We start from the raw sequence: 20,581 nt of genomic DNA, 5'->3' as shown, positions 1-20,581 counted from the left end.
ACCGTCCTCCTCGACTAGCGCTACCCCAAGAAGCCCGCAACCTCCGGAACCACACGGCCACCGGAGGCAGCGGCGCGCCCGAACCCGTCAGGTGCGCTCGATGATCGCCCGCCGCGCGGCACGACGCAGCGTCGCCAGAACGGCGGGCCCCAGCAGCGCGATCGCAACCGCGTTGGTGATCGCGCGACCGGTGTCCCAGCCGCCGGTCGAGGTGAGCAGGGTGTAAATCAAGAAGCGGTGCAGGTTCTCACCCACCGGCGCACCGGCCACATAGGAGAGCTCGGTCTGCTCATGTCCCGGAACCTCGACGCCGAGGATGAAGGGCCAGCCCCACATGTTGAGCAAGATCCCGTAGACGTAGGCGGCGACGATCCCGTAACAGACCAGCAGCACGATCTCGCCGCGTCCCCGGACCCGGCGCGGCAGCAGGCCGGCCCCGAGACCGACCCACCCCGCCACCAGCATCTGGAACGGCAGCCATGGGCCCACCCCGGCAGTGATCAGCGCCGAGGCGAACAAGGAGAGACAGCCCAGCACGAAGCCGAACGCCGGCCCGAAGACCCGGCCACCGAGGATCAGCAGGAAGAAGACCAGCTCCAACCCGGCGGTCCCGGCACTCAGCACCCGCAGCACACCGTTGATGGCAGCCAGTACACCGAGCACGGCCAACACCCGGGCGTCCATGCCGCCCTCGCTCATCTCCGCGAGGACCACCACCAAGATGATCGGCAGCAGCGCCAGGAAGAGGAACGGCGGATCGGCCCGCTGGCCCTCACCCACCTCCAGCAGCAACGGCCAGAAGATCATCATCAGGCCCGCGATCGAGGCGACGGTCAACACGGCCGCCGTCCGCCAACGGATCGGCAGGGCGACCTCTGCGGCGCGACTCATCGCTCGCTCTCCAACGCGGCGGCGACCTCTCTGACCTGCAACCAGTCGGGACCGAGCACCTTCATCACCTGGGGCGCGAAGGCGGGCGACTCGGCGACCACCGTCCGCACCTCACCGTCGGAGACCACCTCACCGTCGGCCAGCACCACCACATGGTCGGCGACCCCGGCCACGAACTCGACGTCGTGGGTGGCCACCAACACCGTGTGACCGGCGTCGGCCAGTGAGCGGAGCGCCGTCGTCAACGCTGCCTTCGCCGGATAGTCGAGGCCACGGGTCGGCTCGTCCAGGAGCAGAACAGGCGGGCGGGCGGTCAGCACGATCGCCACCGCCAACGCCAACCGCTGACCCTCGGAGAGGTCCCGCGGGTGGATGGTCGCCGCGATGCCGGGCGCCATCTGGTCCAGCAGGTCCCGGCAACGCCCCGGCTCGGCACCGGCCGCCGCGTCGGCGGCCTCGCACTCGGCCGCCACCGTCTCCAGGTAGAGCAGGTCGGCCGCGGTCTGCGGCACCAGCCCTACCTTCTCCCGGCGGCCGTCCTTCTTCAGTTCGTGGGTGTCGGCGCCGCTCACCGACAGGGAGCCCGAGTTGCGGCGCAACCGGCCCTGCAGCGTCCACATCAGCGTCGACTTGCCGGAGCCGTTGCGACCCATCAGCGCAGTCACCCGGCCCGGGTGCAGCGCGAGGGAGACCTCACGGAGCACGACATCGCGACCATGCGCGACCACCAGCCGCTGCGCGACCACGCTCGCCTCCCCGGTCGGTTCGGCGCCGACGCTCACCGGCGGCACCAGCCGACGACGGAGCTCGGCACTCCGACGGCGCGCGTCGCGGACCGTCAACGGAAGCGGAGACCACCCGGCGAGCCGTCCCAGCTCCACGATCGGCGGCGCGATCGGAGCCTGGGCCAGCACCTCGGCCGGCTCCCCCACCGTCACCGTGCCACCACGCTGCAGCAGGCACATCCGGTCCGCGAACGGCACCACCCGTTCCAGGCGGTGCTCAGCGATCAGCACCGAGACCCCCAGGTCGTGCACCAGCCGGGTGATCGTGGCCAGCACCTCCTCGGCGGCGGTCGGGTCCAACGCCGAGGTGGGCTCGTCGAGGACCAGCAACCGCGGGTGGCAGGTCAGCACCGCGCCGATCGCGACCCGCTGCTGCTGACCACCCGACAGGGTCCGCAGATCCCGGTGCCGGAGGTCGGCGATCCCCAACAGGTCGAGGGTCTCCTCCACCCGGCGACGCATCGTCGAGGAGGGCAGCCCGAGCTGCTCCATCCCGTAGGCAAGCTCCTCCTCGACCGTGTCGGTGACGAACCAGGCCGCCGGGTTCTGACCGACGTAGCCAATCACGTGGGCCCGTTCCCGAGCCGCCTGCTCGATGATGCTCTCGCCGTCCAGCAGGACGTCGCCGCGCAACGTGCCGCCGCTGTAGGTGGGGACCAGCCCCGCCACCACACCGAGCAGCGTGGACTTGCCGACGCCGGTCGACCCGGCGAGCAGCATCAGCTCGCCGTCCTCGATGGTCAGGTCGATCTCGTCGAGCACCGTGGAGTCGTCGTAGCCGAAGCTGATCTTGCGCAGCTCGATCATGAGCGGCTCCTCTCAGGGTGAAGGTCAGAGACGGCGGGCGCCGAGACCCGGTACTGCTCGACGTCGCGCTCAGGCTCGTCGAGGGCCACGCGCTCCAGCTCGGCCCGTCGTTCCCGGCCCGCCGCCGTCAGCGGTGGCGGAGCCGCGAAGAGCGGCACCACGGCGATCAGGAGTCCGGTCAGTGCCAACAGGGAGACCTCCGGCATCGTGGTGACCGCCGGATAGGCGATCGTCGGCTCCCAGTGCGCCACGCTCCACCCGATCGCACCGGTCGCGACGCCGGACCCTGCTACCAGGAGCTCAGCGGCCCGCCACCGGTCCGGCCGGTACCGGCTCCGCCCGACCCGGCGTCCGGCCACCATGAAGCCGAGCAGCGCGACCAGCACGCCGCCCGCCAGCATCGGGCCGGCCAACCAGCGCGGCGCGGTCAGGTCGAGGAACGCATAGACGCCGATGCAGACGCCGATCAGCCCGATCAGCATCAAGGCTCCGGTGACCCGGCGCTGGGCCGGCGAGGCGCCCGCCGTCCGGCCGTAGCCACGGGTGTCCATGCCCGCCGCCAGGGAGAGTGAACGCTCGAAGGCGTCCTCCAGTATCGGCACCAGCAACCGACGCAGGCCACGGACCCGTCCCGGCGGTCCGCCGCGGAGGTCCTGGGCCGCCTTGACCCGGCTGGCGCTGTCGGCGAGCTGCGGGATCACCGAGATCGCCACCACCATCGCGGTGCCGATCTCATAGAGCGCGGGAGGCAGCGACTTCATCAGCCGCTTGGGGTTGGCCAACGCGTTGGCCGCACCGACCGCGATCAGCAGCGCCGCCAACCGCATCCCGTCGTAGAGACCGGCCAGCAACGATTCGCGGCTGACCGCGCCGAAGAGCCGGATCCCCGCCGCCCAGTCGGGCAACGGGATCTCAGGCAGTTCGAAGAGGATGTGGCCCTCGTCGACGCCGCCGAGCAGGATCCGGAAAAGGATCCGGACCACGATGACGATCAACGCCAGCCACAGGTAGAGCTTGAAGGAGCGGGACCAGAAACCATCCGAACGGCAACTGATCACCACCAGCCACGCCACCGCCATCAGGGACGCCAACAGCAGCGGGTTGCTGGTGCAACTCGCTGCTGTCGCCAACCCGATCGCCCAGATCCACCAGGCCACGGGATGCAACTCCCGATGGATCCGCACACGGCGGGGAGCCTTACTCACGCGTGACGACGCCTCCAAGCGACCGCGCCACCGATCGCGGCGACCACGACCACGGCACCGATCGGAACCCAGATCGGCAGACCGCCGTCGTCAGAGTCCGCCGCGCCGTCGGCCTTGCCGTCGGTCGGTGGACCTTGGGTGATCTCCTCGGCAGGAACCGCGTCCGGTGCCACGGTCGCGGTCGGGTCTGCTCCCGGTTCGCCGGCGGATGCACCCGGACTGGGCACCCCGGTCGGCGTGGCACTTGGCGCCTCGGCCGGAACGTCGGTCGGAGTCGCCGACGGTGACGCGGCGCCGGTCGAGGTGGGCGCGGAGCTGGGCGTCGCCTGCTTCGTCGGCTTCGCGGACGGATTCGGCTTGCTCGGCTTGCTCGGCTTCGGTTTGTTCGGTTGCGGCTTGCTGGCGGTCCGCGGGGTGGGGCTCACGCCCGGTGCCGCTGCACGGCCGGTTCCCTCGTGCCAGGAGAAGGCCACGTAGCCGCCTTCGGGGATTCGCAACGATCCGGCGCCCTGGGAAGCGTAGTTCCAGGTGCCCGATCGGCCGTCGGACCACCACAAGCTCCAGTACTTGGTCGCCGGTGCGGCCTCCGTACACGGGTCGTCGCTGGGGACGCCGGTGACCCGGCAGACGAACCCCTGGCTCCGGCTCGCGTACTGCAGCGGGAACCCGGCACCAGGAAAGATCGCCGAGGCACGCTGGTCGCCACCGTCAGCCGCGCAGCCTGTGCTGGTACCGCCGCCGAGGCCGTTGTAGTCGACCACCACGGTGACGCCGGTAGAGCCGCTACAGACCGCAGCCTCGGCAGGGGTGGCGGTGCCGAGCACACCGACCAGACCTGCCGCGACCGAGAGGACCCCGGTCGCGGTCAGGCCGACGAGGTTGCGCAAGGTCACTTGACGATGACCTTCTTGGTTCCGGCGCGGTTCTTGAACTGACCGGTGACGATCAGCTTGGCTTTGCCCTTCTTGGCCTTCACCTTGATCTTCGCCGTGAAGACGCCCTTGGCGTTCGCCTTACCGGTCGCGACCTTCTTGCCGCCGAGCTTGACGACGACCGTCTCGCCCTTGGCCAGACCCTTGACCTTCACGCTCTGCTTGGTCCCGCGCTTGAGCGTCTTCTTCGTGACGGGCTTGAGCTTCTTGGCACCCAGAACCTTGGTGCTCGCCCACGCGGTGCCCCACGGGGCCTTGACGGTGATCGGCTGGTTGGCCTTGATCGTCTTCGCGGTCACAGTGAAGGAAGCGGACGACTTCGAGACGACGTGGGTGACCGCCGTGCTGGCACGGACACAGCCACGGTAGCCCTCGGGCATACCGCTGATAGTGACCTTGACCGACTTGCCCGCCTGCGCGAACTTCGGGCCGACGATCTTGAGGCGACCGGCCGCGTAAGGGCCGTTGTCGAGCACCGGCAGGGCCTGGACGTCGGCGATCAGCCACTGCGAACGGTCCAGCGGGTCCGCAATGCCGTACCGACGACCGGCGGCCAGCGCCTCGTCGTTGTACGCGATCGCACCGGTCTCGCGGCTCAGCTTCACTTCGCAGGTGCCGAGGACCTGACGCGAGCGCACCCAGACCGATGCCTTCGCCGCTGCGGCGTCCTGGCCGGCCTCCTTGAGTGCCCAACCGGCCAGGCCGGTGGTGTTGGTGTTGACGCCGGTGTCGGGGTCCGCGAATCCGCCGTCGGCGCGCTGCTGCGCGGCGAGCCAGGTCGCCGCGCTCTGGACCGCGGCAGCGATCTCAGGGTTGTCGGCTGCGAGCGGGGCGAGCTGCAGGATCACCAACGCGGTGGTGTCAGCGGCCTGCTCGGCGGGCTCAGCCGGGCTGGCGCCGTCGCAGGTCTGGTCCGCGGCGTCGGCTGCCGGGAAGTAGAGGCGGAAGAAGCCTTGACCAGCGCCGGTGCACTGCTGGTCGAGCAGGTAGTCGACGACGGCCGGCGCCGATGCGCTGTCGAGGTCGCTGAGCGCGCGGGCCGCGAAGGCCTGGCCGATGGTGTTGGCATAGTCGGCCCAGTACTGGTCCGGCGTCGGGTCCGCGTCCTGCAGGCGGCCAGCGATCTCTGGGTCGGTGGAGACCAACCCTTCGACCCGCGCCTGGAGGTCAACCCCACCGAAGGCGGTTGCGTCGCGTCCCTGAGCGACCGCAAGCGCGAGTGCCTTGGCCGACGACCCGGAATACACGGCGTCCTCATAGGTCGTGTACGCAGCCAGATTGGTGGCGATCGCGTCCGTGATCGCAGCTTCGTTGGCGTCGAAGTAATTGTCGTAGGTGTCGAGCGCGAAGGCGAGGTCGATCGTGGTTCCGTAGCTCGGGCCAGAGAACGTCTGACCTTCCCACTCCGACGCCGTGTGCAGCAGGCCGTCCTCCTGCAGGTTGCTCAGCAGCCAGTCGCCGGCCAGCATCCAGCCGGTGATGTCTACCTGTGGCTCGGCCTGCGCGGGAGCGGTGCCCAGGGTGGAGAGGGCGGTGATCGCCAACGCTCCACCGGCGACGGAAGCGCCGAGGCGACGCAGTTGAGTCTTCATGGTTTCCTCCTGCTGCGGCCAGCGGGAAGATGCCCTGAATCAGGCTCAGGGTGCCTGCCCGCTGTTTTCCACGACAGCGTTGATGTCAGGACGCGTCACAGGGGGTGCTCCGGCTGCCTCGGAAGAGGATCACGGTTGCGGGTCAGCGCCGGAGTCTCACCGGCTTTCCCCGCCTGTAGGCGTGTTCTTGGTTGTGCCCTCACGGTACTACGTGCGCGCGGGGGCCAAGAATCGGTCGACAAATGAGAGACGGCGGCCGTTCCCAGGCATCAGGTACCGGGAACGACCGCCCTCATCGAGCGCTCAGCTCAGCTCAGCTTCTCCAGCACGAGCTCGCGGACGCGGCCGGCGTCGGCCTGGCCGCGCATCTCCTTCATCACCGAGCCGATCAGCGCACCGGCGGCCGAGACCTTGCCGTCGCGGATCTTGTCGGCGATGTCCGGGTTCTCGGCGATCGCCTTGTCGACGGCAGCCGAGAGCGCACCCTCGTCGGAGACGATCTCCAGGCCGCGGGCCGCGACGATCTCCTCCGGCGTTCCTTCGCCGGCGAGCAGGCCGTCGAAGACCTGGCGGGCCAGCTTGTCGTTGATCGTGCCGGCGTCCACCAGAGCCTGGACCGCGGCGACCTGCGCCGGGGTGACACCGAGCGCGGAGACCTCCACACCCTGCTCGTTGGCACGGCGGGCGAGCTCGGTCAGCCACCACTTACGGGCTGCCTGCGGCGCCGCGCCGGCGGCGACCGTCTCCTCGACCAGGTCGAAGGCGCCGGCACCGACGGTGTCGCGCATCTCCAGGTCGGAGAAGCCCCACTCGGCCTGCAGCCGCGCGCGGCGCAGCCACGGGAACTCGGGCAGCGTGGTGCGCAGCTCCTCGACCCACTCCCGCGACGGCGCCACCGGTACCAGGTCGGGCTCCGGGAAGTAGCGGTAGTCGTCGGCGTCGGACTTCGGCCGGCCACTGGTGGTGACCGAGGTGTCCTCGTGCCAGTGCCGGGTCTCCTGGAGGATCTTCTCCCCCGCACCGAGCACCTGCGCGTGGCGACGCATCTCGTAGGCGACCGCCCGCTCGACCGAACGCAGCGAGTTCACGTTCTTGGTCTCGGTCCGGGTGCCGAGCGTGCCCGAGCCCTTGGGCGCGAGCGAGAGGTTCACGTCGGCGCGGATCGAGCCCTGGTCCATCCGGGCGTCCGAGACGCCGAGAGCGACGATCAGCTCACGCACCGCGGCCACGTACGCCTTGGCGACCTCGGGCGCCTTCGCCCCCGCACCGAGGATCGGCTTGGTGACGATCTCGATCAGGGGGATGCCCGCCCGGTTGTAGTCGATCAACGAGTAGTCGGCGCCCTGGATGCGGCCGGTCGCCCCGCCCACGTGGGTGGCCTTACCGGTGTCCTCCTCCATGTGTGCGCGCTCGATCTCGACCCGGAAGGTCTCCCCGTCGACATCGACGTCGAGGTAGCCCTCGAAGGCGATCGGCTCGTCGTACTGCGAGGTCTGGAAGTTCTTCGGCATGTCCGGGTAGAAGTAGTTCTTCCGGGCGAAGCGGCACCACTCGGCGATATCGCAGTTGAGCGCCAGACCGATCCGGATCGCCGCCTCGACAGCCTTGGCGTTGACCACCGGCATCGCGCCCGGCAGCCCCAGGCAGGTCGGGCAGACCTGGGTGTTCGGCTCGCCGCCGAACTCGGTCGGGCAGCCACAGAACATCTTGGAGTTCGTGTTCAGCTCGACGTGGATCTCCAGACCCATCGCGGGGTCGTAGCTCTCCAGGACCGCGTCGAAGGAGGGCAGGGTCGCGTTGCTCATCGAGCCACCTCCGCGGCGTTGTCGGCCTCGAGCCGAGGGTCGAGCTTGTCGAGACCCAGAACCGGGCCTTGGAGTTCCTGGGCGACGAGCGCCTCGACGGCGGCACCGACGCGGTAGAGCCTGTCGTCGGCGAGCGCCGGCGCCAGGATCTGGAAGCCGACCGGGAGGCCGTCCTCGGCAGCCACGCCGGCAGGCACCGAGATGCCCGGGACGCCGGCCAGGTTGGCCGGGATGGTGGCGAGGTCGTTGAGGTACATCGCGATCGGGTCGTCGAGCTTCTCGCCGAGCGCGAAGGCGGTGACCGGCGAGGTCGGCGAGACCAACACGTCGACGTCGGCGAACGCGGCGTCGAAGTCACGCTGGATCAGGGTCCGGACCTTCTGGGCCTGGCCGTAGTAGGCGTCGTAGTAGCCGCTGGAGAGGGCGTAGGTGCCCAGGATGATCCGGCGCTTGACCTCGTCACCGAAACCGGCGTCGCGGCTGGCCCGCATCACCTCTTCGGCGCTCGGGGTGGCGACACCCTCGGGCAGGACCCGCAAGCCGTAACGCATCGCGTCGAACTTGGCGAGGTTCGAGGAGGCCTCGCACGGCATGATCACGTAGTAGGCGGCGAGCGCGTGCTCGAAGTTCGGGCAGGAGACCTCGACGACCTCGGCACCCGCAGCGACGAGAAGGGCGATGACGGCGTCGAAACGCTCCTGGACGCCCTGCTGGTAGCCCTCGCCCGAGAGCTCCTTGACGACGCCGACCTTGAGGCCGCTCAGGTCGCCGAGGGCGCCTTCACGGGCCGCCTCGGCGAACGCGCCGACGGGGCCGTCGATGCTGGTCGAGTCCATCGGGTCGTGACCACCGACGAGCTCGTGCAGCAGCGCCGCGTCGAGGACGGTCCGGGTGACCGGGCCGACCTGGTCCAGCGAGTTGGCCATCGCCACCAGGCCGTAGCGCGAGATCGAACCGTAGGTGGGCTTCACGCCGACCGTGCCGGTGACCGCGCCGGGCTGGCGGATCGAGCCACCGGTGTCGGTGCCCAGGGCCAGCGGGGCCTCGAAGGCGGCGACGGCCGCAGCCGAGCCACCGCCGGAGCCACCGGGGATCCGGTCCAGGTTCCACGGGTTCCGGGTCGGGCCGTAGGCGGAGTGCTCGGTGGAGGAGCCCATCGCGAACTCGTCCATGTTGGTCTTGCCGAGGATCGGCAGACCGGCCGCGCGCAGCTTCTTCACCACGGTGGCGTCGTACGGCGGGATCCAGCCTTCCAGGATCTTCGAACCGCAGGTGGTCGGCTGGCCGATGGTGGTCAGCACGTCCTTGACCGCGATCGGGACGCCGTCCAGCGCACTCAACGGCGCACCCGCCGCGCGACGCTCGTCGGAGGCCTTCGCCTCGGCGAGGGCGCCTTCGGCGTCGACGTGCAGGAAGGCGTGGACACCGGCGGTCGCGTCGCCGTCGACAGCGGCGATCCGGTCCAGGTGGGCCTGGGTCAGTTCGACCGAGGTGACCTCACCGGCAGCCAGTGCGTCGGCCAGTTCGGCGGCGCTCTTCGTCAACCAGTTGCTCACTGCTCGTCCCCCAGGATCTTCGGAACGCTGAAGCGTTGGTTCTCGCTCTCCGGGGCCATCGCCAACGCCTGCTCTGCGGTGAGGCTGGGCGTGACGACGTCAGCGCGGAGGACGTTGGTGAGCGGCATCGGGTGCGAGGTGGCCGGCACGTCGTCGCCCGCGACCGCGCTGATCGACCGAACGGAGTCGAGGATCACCGACAGTTGCGGGGCAAGGTGGTCGAGCTCGGCGTCCGAGAGATCAATCCGGGCGAGGTTGGCCAGGTGGGCCACTTCGTCTCGGGTGATCTCAGCCGGCCCACTCGCGTTAGCGGGAGTCTGAGACATGGACGCGATTCTAGTGCGACCGGGCGACACTCGACCGCACGGCCACCTCGGCACCCTCAGGCATCGGCAGCGAGCATCGCCTCGAGGTCGACCTGAGCCAGCAGGTCGGCGCGCGGCGGCGCGAAGTAGTCGATGTTCACGCACGGTCCCTCGGTCGGTTCCACGTAGTGCTCCGCACCGCGGGGCACCAACAGGAAGGAGCCCGGTCGCATCTCGTGGGCGACCCCGGCCACGTGGTAGAGACACCGGCCCGAGGCGATGAAGACCAACTGGTCGAAGTCATCGTGGACGTGCGGGTTCAGGGTCATCCCGACCTCGAGCTCGTGGTGCGCGATGAGCAGCTCATCGGTCGCGAAGAGCCGTCGGCGGACGCCCGGGCGGATCTCCGTCTGCGGGATGTCGTCCCAGTTGACGACCTTGCCGAAGAGCGCGGGGTTGAGTCCAGACATCAGCGTTACTCCTTGGGTACGACGGCCCGGAGGCCTTGGGCCAGCAACTGCAGGTCCGAGCCGACGACGACGTAGGACGCCGTGCCGAGCCCGAGGTCGGCGAGGGTGGAGGCGTCAGCGGACCAGCCGCCGAAGGCGACTCCCGCACTGACCGCCGCACTCCGGACACCGTCGACGGCGTCGGCCAGCTCGTCGGCACCGGGCATCCCCAGGCTGACGGCGAGGTCGGTCGTGCCGACGAAGGCGACGTCGAGTCCGCGGACCACCTCGGCGAGGGGTTCGACGACCGGAGTCTCGATCTGTCCGACGAGGAAGGGCGGGTCCGCCTCCTCCCCCGCCAGGAAGTCGGCGAGCCCGATCGCCCCGAACCCGGCGGCTCGGTTGGCCAGGCTGACCGACCGGGCACCGGACGGAGCGAACCGACAGGCCGCGTGCAAGGCACGGGCCTGTTCGACGGTCCGCAACGTGGAGAGCTGGATCCCGGCGGCGCCGTTCTCCAGCAGTCGGCAGATCAGGCCGGGGTCGACCGCGGGGACCCGGACGATCACCGGCAGGTCGCAGACCGAGCCGTGCCGGATCAGGCCGATCGCCTCACCCTCGGTGAGCGTCGAATGTTCCAGGTCGACGACGACGAAGTCGAGATCGGCAGCGGCCGCGAGCTCCACCACATCGGGAGCCGCCAGCTTGACGAAGGTTCCGAGGAGACGGCCCTTGCGGGCCAGCCTCACTCGGAGCCCTCGTCGCTGCTGATGGACGGCACTCACGCCGACTGGCCACCTCGCCAGGCGACGGTCTCGACCAGGGCACCGTCGTGGAGCACCGTGGTCGGCTCGAACCGCGGAGCGGTGATGGTGTTGCCGGAGGCGTCCGGAAGCACGACCTCGCTGGTCTCGGTCAGCACCGTCACGTTGGCGCGACCGCCGACCTCGAGGCGGCCGTAGCCCTCCTTGTCGAGGCCGAGCAGCTCGGCCGGGACGATCGTGGCCCGGCGGATGCACTCGTCGAGCGGCGCGCCGAGCGCGTGCAGCTTCGAGATGCTGGTGACCAGGTCGAAGACCGGGCCGTGCCAGTTACGGGCGCTCGTGTCCGAGCTCAGGATGTCGGGCAGGAAGCCCTGCTCGATCGCCTGCTTGGCGACCACGAAGCTGAGGTTGCTCTTGCCGTGGGCGGAGTCGAAGAGGACACCGCGCTCGCGAGCGGCCATCACCTCGGCGAAGACCTTGCCGTCCTCGAGGATGCCGTTCGGCTTGCCGGTGTAGCAGTGCGCCACGATGTCACCGGCCCGCAGGTGTTCCAGCACCGTGGGCACCGGCTCCTCGGTCTCACCGATGTGCACCATCAGCGGAAGGCCGGCCTGCTCGGCTAGATCGACCGACTTCTTGAGCAGCATCTGCCAGTGCTCGCCGACGACGTCCTCGGAGAGCCGGATCTTGAAGCCGCGCACGACGTCGGGGTTGGCGGCCGCGGTCGCCAGCGCGTCGTCGACGACCAGGGTCTCGGGGTTGAGCAGCTCGCCGAAGCGGAAGTCGATCAGGCCCAGCACCGAGACGTTGAGGAAGTTGGTGACCCGCATCGCGTTGCCGTCCACGACCAGACGCCGGAAGGCGTCGAAGGTAGAGGCACCGGCGGTACCGGCGTCGGCGACGGCGACGACGCCGCGTCGCAGGTGTGCCTCGTCCGCCGGGGCACCGACCTTCGAGACCTGCTCGAAGATGTGGCTGTGACCCTCGACCAGGCCGGGCACCACGGTCGAGCCGGAGCAGTCGATGACCTGCGCGCCGTCGCGGGGCAAGTCAACACCGATCGCGGCGATCTTCGAGCCGGTGATGGCGACGTCGCTGCGCTGGTTCAGGCCCGATGCCGGGTCCAGGACGGTACCGCCCGCCAGGACCAGGTCGAACCCTTGTTGCTCGGACATGTGGACTCCTCGTTGATGTGATGGCGAAGTGGGGACGGTGCGAGCGGCAGCCCGCGCCGGGGGTGGGTCAGCCGGTCGGCGTGCCCACAGTGGTGACCAGCGGCAGCACTGGGCCGACCTCGATCTGGATCCGGTCACCGGGCGCCAGGAAGCGGCCGAGGTCCTGGCCGGTGCCCGCGGGGGTTCCGGTGAGGACCACGTCGCCGGGCTCCAGGGCCGCGAACCAGGAGATCCGGGAGACCAGGTCCGGGATGTCGAAGATCATCCCGGCGCTGGTGTCGTCCTGACGGAGCTCGCCGTTGACCCAGGACCGGACCTGGATCGCGTCGGGGTCGGTGAACTCGTCGGGCGAGCAGAGCGAGCTGCCCAGCGGGTTGCAGCCCGGGAAGCTCTTGGCGAGGACGGGGGTCGCGGTGCGGCGCATGACGTCACGGGCGGTCATGTCGTTGGCCGCCGTCAGGCCGGCCACCGCGTCCCACACGTCGGCGGGTTGGGCGCGGTGCAGACGGCGTCCGATCACCACCGCGATCTCCGCCTCGTAGTCGAGTTGCTCGGTGGCGTCGGCCGGCACCGCCACCTCGCCGCCGGGAGAGAGCACGGCTGAGGGCGCCGCCAGGTAGATCAACGGCTCGGCGGGAGCCTCGCGTCCGGCGTGGGCGGCCTTCGAGCGGTAGTTGAGGCCGACGCCCCACAGCGCACCCGGACGCCCGAGCGGGGCAAGGAGCTGGAGGGAGTCGAGGGAGCACCGCTCAAGGACGGCGCAGTCGTCGAGGACGTCGAGCGAGCCCGTCGCGCCGATCAGCGCACCGAGGTCACCGAAGGGGGTGTCGAGGAGCTCGACCTCATCTCCGACGACGCGGCCGATCCCGCGTTCTGTAGTCACTGCGTGCATGTTGGCTATCTTTTATTGCGAGACAGCATCATGTCAAGCAATACGCATGCGAGATGGACACCCAGTTCGGAGCAGCTCGGACGTCCTGCGCCGGCCCGCGCCGATCCCCTTATTTACAAAGGGTTCTATGCAGCACAAACACCCGGCACCGAAGGTCGGTGCCGGGTGTTGCGATTCTCAATATGCGTTACAGATCAAGCACTAGGCGAGATGAGCACGAGCGACTGACACAGATGATCATCGATCGCCCGGCGTCGCGTTCGGTCTCACTGAGGACCTCATCGCGGTGGTCCGGCTCACCGGCGATGACCCGGGTCTCACATGAGCCACAGAAGCCCTTCTCGCAGTCGTAGGCGACGCCGGGGACCACCTCACGGACCACTTCGATGAGCCGCTTGTCCACCGGGACGTCCAGGACCACACCGGTCCGCGCAAGCTCCACCTGGAACGGGACGTTGTCCTCGGTCGAGGTCAGCCGCGCCTCCATCTCGTCGCTCGCCGCGAAGCGTTCGACGTAGAGCCGGTCGCGGCGCCCGAGATCGTCACAGACACCCTGGACCGCGGAGATCATCGCGCCGGGGCCACAGCAGTAGATCGCCGTCGACTCCGGGCTCTGCGCCACCGCGGCTCGCAGGTCGGGAATGCCCCGCTCATCCTCGGGGACCAACTCGACTTCGATGCCTTCCAGGGCGGCCAGCTCGTCGACGAATGCCATCGACCGACGAGACCGGCCGCCGTAGAGCACCCGAGCCGTCCGGCCGCGGGCCGAGAGCGAGCGCGCCATCGCCAGGATCGGCGTCACCCCGATTCCGCCCGCGATCAACAGGTACTCCTCCGCCTCCACGAGCGGGAAGTGGTTGCGCGGCCCACGCACCGTCAGCTCCAGTCCGCCGACGGCGACCTCGTGGAGCTCCTCCGAGCCGCCTCGGCCCGAGCGCTCGCGGAGAACGCCGATCCGGTAGGTCTCCGGATCGTCGAGGGGACCACAGAGCGAGTACTGCCGCAGGCGACCCGAGGGCAACCGCACCTCCAGGTGCGCTCCCGGCTCCCAGGCCGGCAGCTTGGAGCCGTCGGAGGCGCGCAGGGTCACCGCGATGACGTCCTCGGCAGCCGCGTCGACGTCATCGAGGACGACGTCGAAGGTGTCGCTGCCCTGACTCGCGACCGTGAACTGCTCGACCTGGTCACCGACCCGAGGACCGGGCGTGAAGGTCGCCGGGATGACATCCCAGCCCATGTGGTTTCCGCGCGAGGCATAGCCCACGACGTTCTCCCGGTCGACCCGGTAGTCGGGCATCCGGGTGAGTACCTGATGGATCATCTCCTGGAACATCGCTCGGGCGAGGTGCGCGCCGGGGCAACGGTGCGTACCGATACCGAAGGTCAGGTGCCGGCTGGCGTCGCGATCGAGGCGGACCTCCTGGGGCTCGCTGAACACCTCGGGGTCGTGGTTGGCCGCGAACCACGGGACCAACACCCGCTCACCGGCCATCACCGGGCAGCCGCCGATCTCGGTGTCGGTGGTCGCCGTCCGCGACATCGCCGTGACGGAGCCGTAGCGGCGCAGGAACTCGTCGGTGCCGTCGATCAGAAGATCGGGTGCATCGATCAGCTGCTGGCGCATCTCCGGGTACTCGTCCAGGTGCACCAGCACCGAGCCGGTCAGGGAGGTCGTGGTGTCGACGCCGCCGGTGATGGCGATACCGATCACCGAGAACAGCTCGGCGTCACTGAACTCGGAGCCGTCGGCCTTGCGCTCCTCGATCAGCCGGCTGATCACGTCGTCCTGGGGCTGGGCGCGGCGCTCGGCGATGAGCTCGGCGAGACGCTTCTCCATGTACGCCATGCCTTCGTAGGCGCGCTGCGCGCGCTCACTACCGGGCTCGGAGGTGAAGACGTCGTGGATCGGTCGCCCGATCCGCTTCCAGTCCTCCTCCGGGAACCCGATCCAGTCCAGGGTGACCGCGCTCGGCAGCGGGTTGGTCAGCACCTCGACCAGGTCGACACTGCCCTCCTCGATGAACTCGTCGACGATCCGCGAGGCGTGCCGCGCGATCATCGGGCGCAGTTCGTCGACCGCGGCCGGAGAGAGGATCAGGTCGAGCAGGCGGCGGTACTCGACGTTGTCCGGCGGGTCCATCTCCAGCGGGTACTGCATGTTCCCGCCGAACGGTCCGCTCGGAATCACGATCGCGGTCCCCTCCAGACCGGCAGCGGCACGCGTCGAGGAGAAGAGCGCATCGTTACGCGCGACCTGGAACACGTCGGCGTAGGTCGTGAGGTAGACGTAGCCGTTCTCATGTGCGTTAGACCGACCGACCGGACATTTCTCGCGGAATTCCGCGTAGTAGCCAACGATGTCGTCGCGGCATTCCGGCGAATGGTGGTCGAAGTTCTCGTAGGTTGACATACCCGTCCTCATCGGCCCATTTTCCTGTGTGAGCAAGCTCTCAAAAAGAGTACCAACGTCTCGCAAGACGAGTCAACGTCTCGCATTGCGCAATCGCTTCTCCTGGCTTACGGTCAGGGAGACAGCACATGACGGCCAGCTCGAGCCGTACCAGGACACGAGAAGGAACAGCCCATGCGAACCAGAGGCGCCATCGTCCGCTCCGCCCCCGGCCCCTACGAGGTCGTGGAGCTGGAGGTTGCCGACCCCACCCACGGCGAGGTCCAGGTCCGCCTGGTCGCCGCCGGGCTCTGCCACTCCGACGACCACATCGCCGTCGGCGACTCCCCCGTCGCCATCTACCCCTTCGCGCTCGGGCACGAGGGCGCCGGCGTGGTGACCAAGGTCGGACCCGGGGTCGACGACCTGGCCGAGGGCGACCACGTCGTCTTCTCCTTCCTGCCGGCCTGTGGCCGCTGCCGCTGGTGCGCGAGCGGCATGCAGAACCTCTGCGACGAGGGCGGCAAGGTCTGGATGGCCCCCGAGGTCCCCCGGGTCCGCCTCACCGACGGCACCCCGGTCGGCCAGATGTGTGGCGTCTCGGCCTTCATGGAGGTCACCACCATCTCCGCCCGCTCCGCGGTGAAGATCCCCGCCGACATCCCGCTCGACAAGGCCTGCCTGGTCGGGTGCGGCGTCGCCACCGGCTGGGGCGCCTCGGTCAACTCCGCGGCCACCCGCCCCGGTGACGTCGTCATCGTGATGGGCATCGGCGGCATCGGCATCAACGCCGTGCAGGGCGCCGCGCACGCTGGCGCGACCACCGTCATCGCGGTCGACCCCGTCGACTTCAAGCGGGAGCAGGCGAAGCTCTTCGGCGCGACCCACTCCTTCGCCACGATGGACGAGGCCGCCGAACTGGCCCGCCAGTACAGCAACGGCCAGGGTGCCGACGCAGCCGTGGTCACCGTCGGCATCGTCGACTCCGAGCACATCGGGCAGGCCTTCGCGGCGATCCGCAAGGGCGGTACCGCGGTGGTCACCGGTCTCGGCAACGGCGCCACCACCGGAGCCCCGATCAACCTCTCCGAGCTCACCCTGTACCAGAAGCGCATCCAGGGCTCGCTCTTCGGCCAGTGCAACCCCACCGCGGACATCCCCGCTCTGCTGGAGATGTACCGCTCGGGCCACCTGAACCTCGACGACATCGTCACCCGGACCTACTCGCTCGACGAGATCGGCCAGGGATACGAGGACATGCACGCCGGACGCAACCTGCGCGGCGTCGTCCTCTTCGACTGAGCAGAACAACGAAAGGCGGGCCCGCACCGAGAGGTGCGGGCCCGCCTTTCGTTGTGCTCCCTACCGCGCTATCGCGCTGGCTCGAACGGATGCCCGAGGGCCAGCGGTCGCTTCGACCGTGCTCCCAGTACCGCCAGGGAGACCAGGGCCAGCAGATACGGCGAGGCTGCCAACAGCTCCGGCGACACCGAGTAACCGATGGCGGGCAGAGCAAGCTGGAGACCCTGCGCGATCCCGAACGCGAAGCAGGCTCCGATCAGTCCACGCAGCATCCAGCCACCGAAGATGACCGCGGCGATCACGATGTAGCCGCGCCCTGCAGTCATCCCCGAGGTGAACGAACCCGACTGATAGACCGACAGGTAGGCGCCACCGACGCCGGAGCAGACGCCACAGAACATCAGGGCGAGGCGCCGGCGGGCGTTGACGTCGATACCGGTCAGATCGCCTGCCACCGGGTCGTCGCCGGCCGCCCGGATCTCGAGGCCCAGGCGCGACCTGCGCACCCGCCAGATCCCGATCACCAACAGGGGCAGGAGATAGACGATCCAGGGGTGGATGAAGAACGCCTTGCCGACGATCGGAAGATCGGCGAGCAGCGGGATCCGCATGGTCCCCGTGGCGGGGATGTCCAGCACCGTCGTCGACAACATGTAGTTGGTGACGCCGAGCACCAGGATGTTGAGGGAGAGCCCCACGACATAGGTGTTCAACTGCAGTCGGTGACTCAGATTGGCGTGCACGAAGGCGACCGCCAATCCGGCCGCGATACCGCAGAGCAGTCCGACGATCGGCGACCCCGAGGCGGAGGCCCCGTAGGCGGCGGCGAAAGCACCGCTGAGCATCATCCCCTCCACCGACAGGTTGAAGGTGCCCGCGCGTTGTGCGACGTACTCCCCCAGGCCGGCGAAGAGCAACGGCACCGTCAGCGGCACCGACGCGGTGAGGATCGTCTCGAGGTCCATTGCGACGCTCATCTCAGGCCACCTCCACGGCACGACGGATCCGGCGCCGACGGACGGCGGCCAGTAGAACGGGCGGACACAACAGCGCGACGATGATCGAGCCGGTGATCACGTTGACGATGTCCACCGGGACACCGCTGCCACCGAGCAGACCGCCACCGGCGACCATGGCACCGAAGACCAGCGCCAGGAGCACACTGACCGCGGCGTTCGTGCGGGCGGCGAGGGCGATGAGCAGTCCGCTCCAGCCGATGCCGCTCGCCGTGGTCGGGTGCAGCTGGAAGGTCTGACCGAGCAGGATCACGGCACCCGCGGCACCCGCGAAGGCTCCGGAGGCAGCGATCGCCATCGTGCCCAGACGCGGGGCGCTGACACCGATGGTCCGCGCCACGACCGGGCTCTGCCCGAGGATCCGCAACCGGTAGCCGGCCTGGGTGGACCGGATGAACCAGGCCACCAGCACAGCCGCGACGATCGCCAGCAGGAAGGCCGCCGGCACGTCGACCCCGAGGATCTTGACCGACGGGAGGATCGCGTCCTCCGGCACGCGCGGCGACTGGGACGCCGTCCCCGCACCGAGCCCGCCGTCCCCCTTCTCGTGGAGCGGCCCGTTGCCGCTGATCAACCCGACCAGCAACTCCTCGGCAAGGAAGACCAACATCATCGAGGTGACCACGATGTCGACCCCGCGCCCGAACTTCAGCAAGGCGGAGATGCCGGCCCACAACGCTCCGGCAGCAGCGGCCGCCGCAAAGGCGAGCGGGATCACCGTCCAGGACGAGCCTTCGATGTTGAAGACCACGAAACCTGCGCCGATAGCACCGAGCGTGACCTGCCCCTCCTGGCCGATGTTGAACTGGCCGGCCCGCATGCAGATCACCGCACCGAGCGCGACCAGGATCAGCGGCGCTGCGGCGGTCAGGGTGTAGCCGATCGAGATGCTGTCGCCCAGGCTGCCCTCGAAGAGGTCGCCGAGGATCATCCCCGGCGAGTGCCCGGTGGCCCAGGCCAGCGCCAGCCCGACGCTCAACCCCAGGGAGAGGAACGCCAGGAAGGCAAGGACCTGCTCACCAGCGGGCACCGCGTTCGATCGCAGCGAACCGATCAGTCCGCCGACAGCACGGTCGACGCCCAGGCCGGCCCGCGGTGGATCAGGTCGATCCTCCACCTGCGGCGGCTCCGAGACTTCCGTTCTGCTCACGCGCTCACACCTCCCATCAGTAGTCCAAGTCGCTCGGGGTCGGCCTCCGCACGAGGCAGCACGCCCTGGATCCGGCCACGGTGCATCACCGCGATCCGGTCGGAGAGCTGCAGGATCTCGTTCAGGTCCGAGGAGATCAGCAGCACCGCGACCCCGGATGCAGCCGCGTCGCGCACCCGCTGGTGCAGGTCCGCCACCGCGCCGACGTCCAACCCGCGGGTCGGTTGCGCCAACACCAGGACCGCCGGCTCGGCCGACATCTCGCGCGCCAGGACGACCTTCTGCTGGTTGCCGCCGGAGAGCGAACGCATCGGCTGGTCGATCGAGGCGACCGCGATGTCGAACTCCTTGACCAGACCCTCAGCAAGCCGATTCAGCCGCCGCCGCGACACCACGCCCGCTCGCGACAGCGAGCCCAGCGCAGCCAGCGACAGGTTGTCGGCGACCGACATGTCCAGGATGCAGCCGGACTCCCGGCGATCCTCGGGGACAACGCCGATCCCGGCCGCCCGGGCAGACCCCGGGCGGCCAACGGCGACCCGGACGCCGTTGACCTGCACTTCGCCCTGGCGGGGCTTGAAGGCCCCAGCCAGCAGCGCCGACAGGCTCTGCTGGCCGTTGCCCTCGACCCCGGCGACGCCGACGATCTCACCAGGACGGATCTCCAGGCTGAGGTCATCGAGCGCCGCGGTTCCGTCGTGCGATCCGGAGACACCGACCACGCTGAGCACCGGGCGGGCCGAGGTCTCCGCCACGCTGCTCTCGGTCGACGCCTGCGCCGTCTCCATACCGATCACCGCAGCGATATCCGGCGTCGCCGGAAGATCGCGGCCGATCATGTGCCGGGCAAGGTCGGTTACCTCGGTCGTCTTGGGGACGACCTGGGAGACCACCCGGCCACCCCGCATCACGGTGGCACGGTCGGCCACCGCTTTGATCTCGGCGAGGTTGTGGCTGATCATCACCACCGAGCAGTTGTCCTGCGCGGTGAGGCTGGCCAGCATCCGGAACAGCGAGCGCGACTCCTGTCGGGTCAGCACCGCTGTCGGTTCGTCCAACACCAGCAGGCGCGGACGGTCCATCAAGCAGGTGACGAGCTCGACGCGTTGCTGCTCCCCCACGCTCAGGTCGCCGACCATCGCCGAGGCGTTGACCGCGAGGCCGAAGCGCTCGCTGACCTCCTCGATCTGGGTGATGGTCTTCTCCCTGTCCACCGCTCCGCTCGAGCTGAGCACTACGTTCTCCCACACCGTGAGCGTGGGAATCAGGCTGTAGTGCTGGTGCACCATGCGTACGCCCAGGTCCCGGGCATGGTTCGGGTCGCGGACCGTGACGAGCTCGCCCCCGAGGGCGACCTCTCCACGATCCGACCGGACCAGGCCGAGCAGGATGTTCATCAGCGTCGACTTGCCGGCGCCGTTCTGCCCGAGGAGACCGTGGATCTCCCCGGCGGCGACCTCGAAGTCCACATCCACGCAGGCCGGAGACCCGTTGAAGTGCTTGGTGATACCTGCCATGCGGAGCGTGGGCGCAGTCATCTCCACCTCTGGTTTCGAAACCGCACTC

General features: G+C 69.3%; 17 protein-coding genes and 1 riboswitch. Of the genes, 1 reads left to right on the top strand and 16 read right to left on the bottom strand.

The annotated features are described in order from the left end of the window. Nucleotides 1-87 precede the first annotated feature (87 nt). The 13 genes from ACLM5J_RS06060 to ACLM5J_RS06000 all read right to left on the bottom strand — a co-directional run bounded on the left by ACLM5J_RS06060 (nucleotide 88) and on the right by ACLM5J_RS06000 (nucleotide 15,568). A complete protein-coding gene (locus tag ACLM5J_RS06060; protein WP_413655169.1) occupies nucleotides 88-891 on the bottom strand; it encodes an ECF transporter S component in 804 nt (267 codons plus the stop codon). Beyond that, on the bottom strand, nucleotides 888-2,483 hold the full coding sequence (locus tag ACLM5J_RS06055; protein WP_413655168.1) for an ABC transporter ATP-binding protein: 1,596 nt from the start codon (nucleotides 2,481-2,483) through the stop codon (nucleotides 888-890). Before ACLM5J_RS06055 ends, ACLM5J_RS06060 begins: the two co-directional genes overlap by 4 nt. After that, nucleotides 2,480-3,688 carry an energy-coupling factor transporter transmembrane component T family protein gene (locus ACLM5J_RS06050; protein WP_413655167.1) on the bottom strand — a complete coding sequence of 403 codons (1,209 nt, stop codon included), beginning with the start codon at nucleotides 3,686-3,688 and terminating at the stop codon, nucleotides 2,480-2,482. The genes ACLM5J_RS06055 and ACLM5J_RS06050 overlap by 4 nt, the downstream gene beginning before the upstream one ends. Beyond that, entirely contained in the window at nucleotides 3,685-4,581 is an 897-nt protein-coding gene (locus ACLM5J_RS06045) for a hypothetical protein (protein WP_413655166.1), read from the bottom strand. The genes ACLM5J_RS06050 and ACLM5J_RS06045 overlap by 4 nt, the downstream gene beginning before the upstream one ends. Further along, the gene (locus ACLM5J_RS06040; RefSeq protein WP_413655165.1) at nucleotides 4,578-6,212 is read right to left on the bottom strand and encodes a hypothetical protein; all 1,635 of its coding nucleotides are present in this window, start codon (nucleotides 6,210-6,212) and stop codon (nucleotides 4,578-4,580) included. Before ACLM5J_RS06040 ends, ACLM5J_RS06045 begins: the two co-directional genes overlap by 4 nt. A gap of 81 nt (nucleotides 6,213-6,293) precedes the next feature. Further along, a riboswitch (cobalamin riboswitch) is annotated at nucleotides 6,294-6,405 on the bottom strand. A gap of 115 nt (nucleotides 6,406-6,520) precedes the next feature. Then, entirely contained in the window at nucleotides 6,521-8,017 is a 1,497-nt protein-coding gene (gene gatB / locus ACLM5J_RS06035) for an Asp-tRNA(Asn)/Glu-tRNA(Gln) amidotransferase subunit GatB (RefSeq protein WP_413655164.1), read from the bottom strand. After that, nucleotides 8,014-9,573: an Asp-tRNA(Asn)/Glu-tRNA(Gln) amidotransferase subunit GatA gene (gatA, locus tag ACLM5J_RS06030; protein WP_413655163.1), complete on the bottom strand. Its 1,560-nt coding sequence runs from the start codon at nucleotides 9,571-9,573 to the stop codon at nucleotides 8,014-8,016. Before gatA ends, gatB begins: the two co-directional genes overlap by 4 nt. Continuing rightward, nucleotides 9,570-9,899 carry an Asp-tRNA(Asn)/Glu-tRNA(Gln) amidotransferase subunit GatC gene (gene gatC, locus ACLM5J_RS06025; protein ID WP_413655162.1) on the bottom strand — a complete coding sequence of 110 codons (330 nt, stop codon included), beginning with the start codon at nucleotides 9,897-9,899 and terminating at the stop codon, nucleotides 9,570-9,572. The genes gatA and gatC overlap by 4 nt, the downstream gene beginning before the upstream one ends. Nucleotides 9,900-9,955: 56 nt before the next feature. Next, on the bottom strand, nucleotides 9,956-10,348 hold the full coding sequence (locus ACLM5J_RS06020; RefSeq protein ID WP_413655161.1) for a cupin domain-containing protein: 393 nt from the start codon (nucleotides 10,346-10,348) through the stop codon (nucleotides 9,956-9,958). A 5-nt stretch (nucleotides 10,349-10,353) separates the two neighbouring features. After that, a complete protein-coding gene (locus ACLM5J_RS06015; protein WP_413655160.1) occupies nucleotides 10,354-11,112 on the bottom strand; it encodes an HpcH/HpaI aldolase family protein in 759 nt (252 codons plus the stop codon). Further along, nucleotides 11,109-12,266 (bottom strand): amidohydrolase family protein, encoded by a 1,158-nt coding sequence (locus ACLM5J_RS06010; RefSeq protein ID WP_413655159.1) that lies wholly within the window; start codon nucleotides 12,264-12,266, stop codon nucleotides 11,109-11,111. The genes ACLM5J_RS06015 and ACLM5J_RS06010 overlap by 4 nt, the downstream gene beginning before the upstream one ends. 67 nt (nucleotides 12,267-12,333) lie before the next feature. Continuing rightward, nucleotides 12,334-13,149, bottom strand: coding sequence for a fumarylacetoacetate hydrolase family protein (locus ACLM5J_RS06005; RefSeq protein ID WP_413655158.1), 816 nt, complete (start codon nucleotides 13,147-13,149; stop codon nucleotides 12,334-12,336). Between the two features lie 196 nt (nucleotides 13,150-13,345). Then, the gene (locus tag ACLM5J_RS06000) at nucleotides 13,346-15,568 is read right to left on the bottom strand and encodes a cytochrome P450 (RefSeq protein ID WP_413655157.1); all 2,223 of its coding nucleotides are present in this window, start codon (nucleotides 15,566-15,568) and stop codon (nucleotides 13,346-13,348) included. A 174-nt stretch (nucleotides 15,569-15,742) separates the two neighbouring features. Between ACLM5J_RS06000 and ACLM5J_RS05995 the strand changes: the two genes are divergently transcribed. Further along, complete coding sequence (locus tag ACLM5J_RS05995; protein ID WP_413655156.1) at nucleotides 15,743-16,849, top strand: NDMA-dependent alcohol dehydrogenase; 1,107 nt, start codon at nucleotides 15,743-15,745, stop codon at nucleotides 16,847-16,849. Between the two features lie 68 nt (nucleotides 16,850-16,917). Here ACLM5J_RS05995 and ACLM5J_RS05990 read toward each other — a convergent pair whose 3' ends face one another. From ACLM5J_RS05990 to ACLM5J_RS05980, 3 genes are read right to left on the bottom strand one after another with little or no spacing between them, the layout of a single operon-like run. Next, nucleotides 16,918-17,826 carry an ABC transporter permease gene (locus ACLM5J_RS05990; protein WP_413655155.1) on the bottom strand — a complete coding sequence of 303 codons (909 nt, stop codon included), beginning with the start codon at nucleotides 17,824-17,826 and terminating at the stop codon, nucleotides 16,918-16,920. A gap of 1 nt (nucleotide 17,827) precedes the next feature. Continuing rightward, a complete protein-coding gene (locus ACLM5J_RS05985) occupies nucleotides 17,828-19,015 on the bottom strand; it encodes an ABC transporter permease (RefSeq protein WP_413655154.1) in 1,188 nt (395 codons plus the stop codon). Next, nucleotides 19,012-20,532 (bottom strand): ABC transporter ATP-binding protein, encoded by a 1,521-nt coding sequence (locus ACLM5J_RS05980; protein WP_413655153.1) that lies wholly within the window; start codon nucleotides 20,530-20,532, stop codon nucleotides 19,012-19,014. The genes ACLM5J_RS05985 and ACLM5J_RS05980 overlap by 4 nt, the downstream gene beginning before the upstream one ends. Nucleotides 20,533-20,581 lie beyond the last annotated feature (49 nt).

Source organism: Nocardioides sp. Bht2 (genome assembly GCF_047308515.1).
Lineage (GTDB): Bacteria > Actinomycetota > Actinomycetes > Propionibacteriales > Nocardioidaceae > Nocardioides.
The sequence above is the reverse complement of the archived record's forward strand: the minus strand, read 5'-3'. Positions and strand labels throughout refer to the sequence as shown.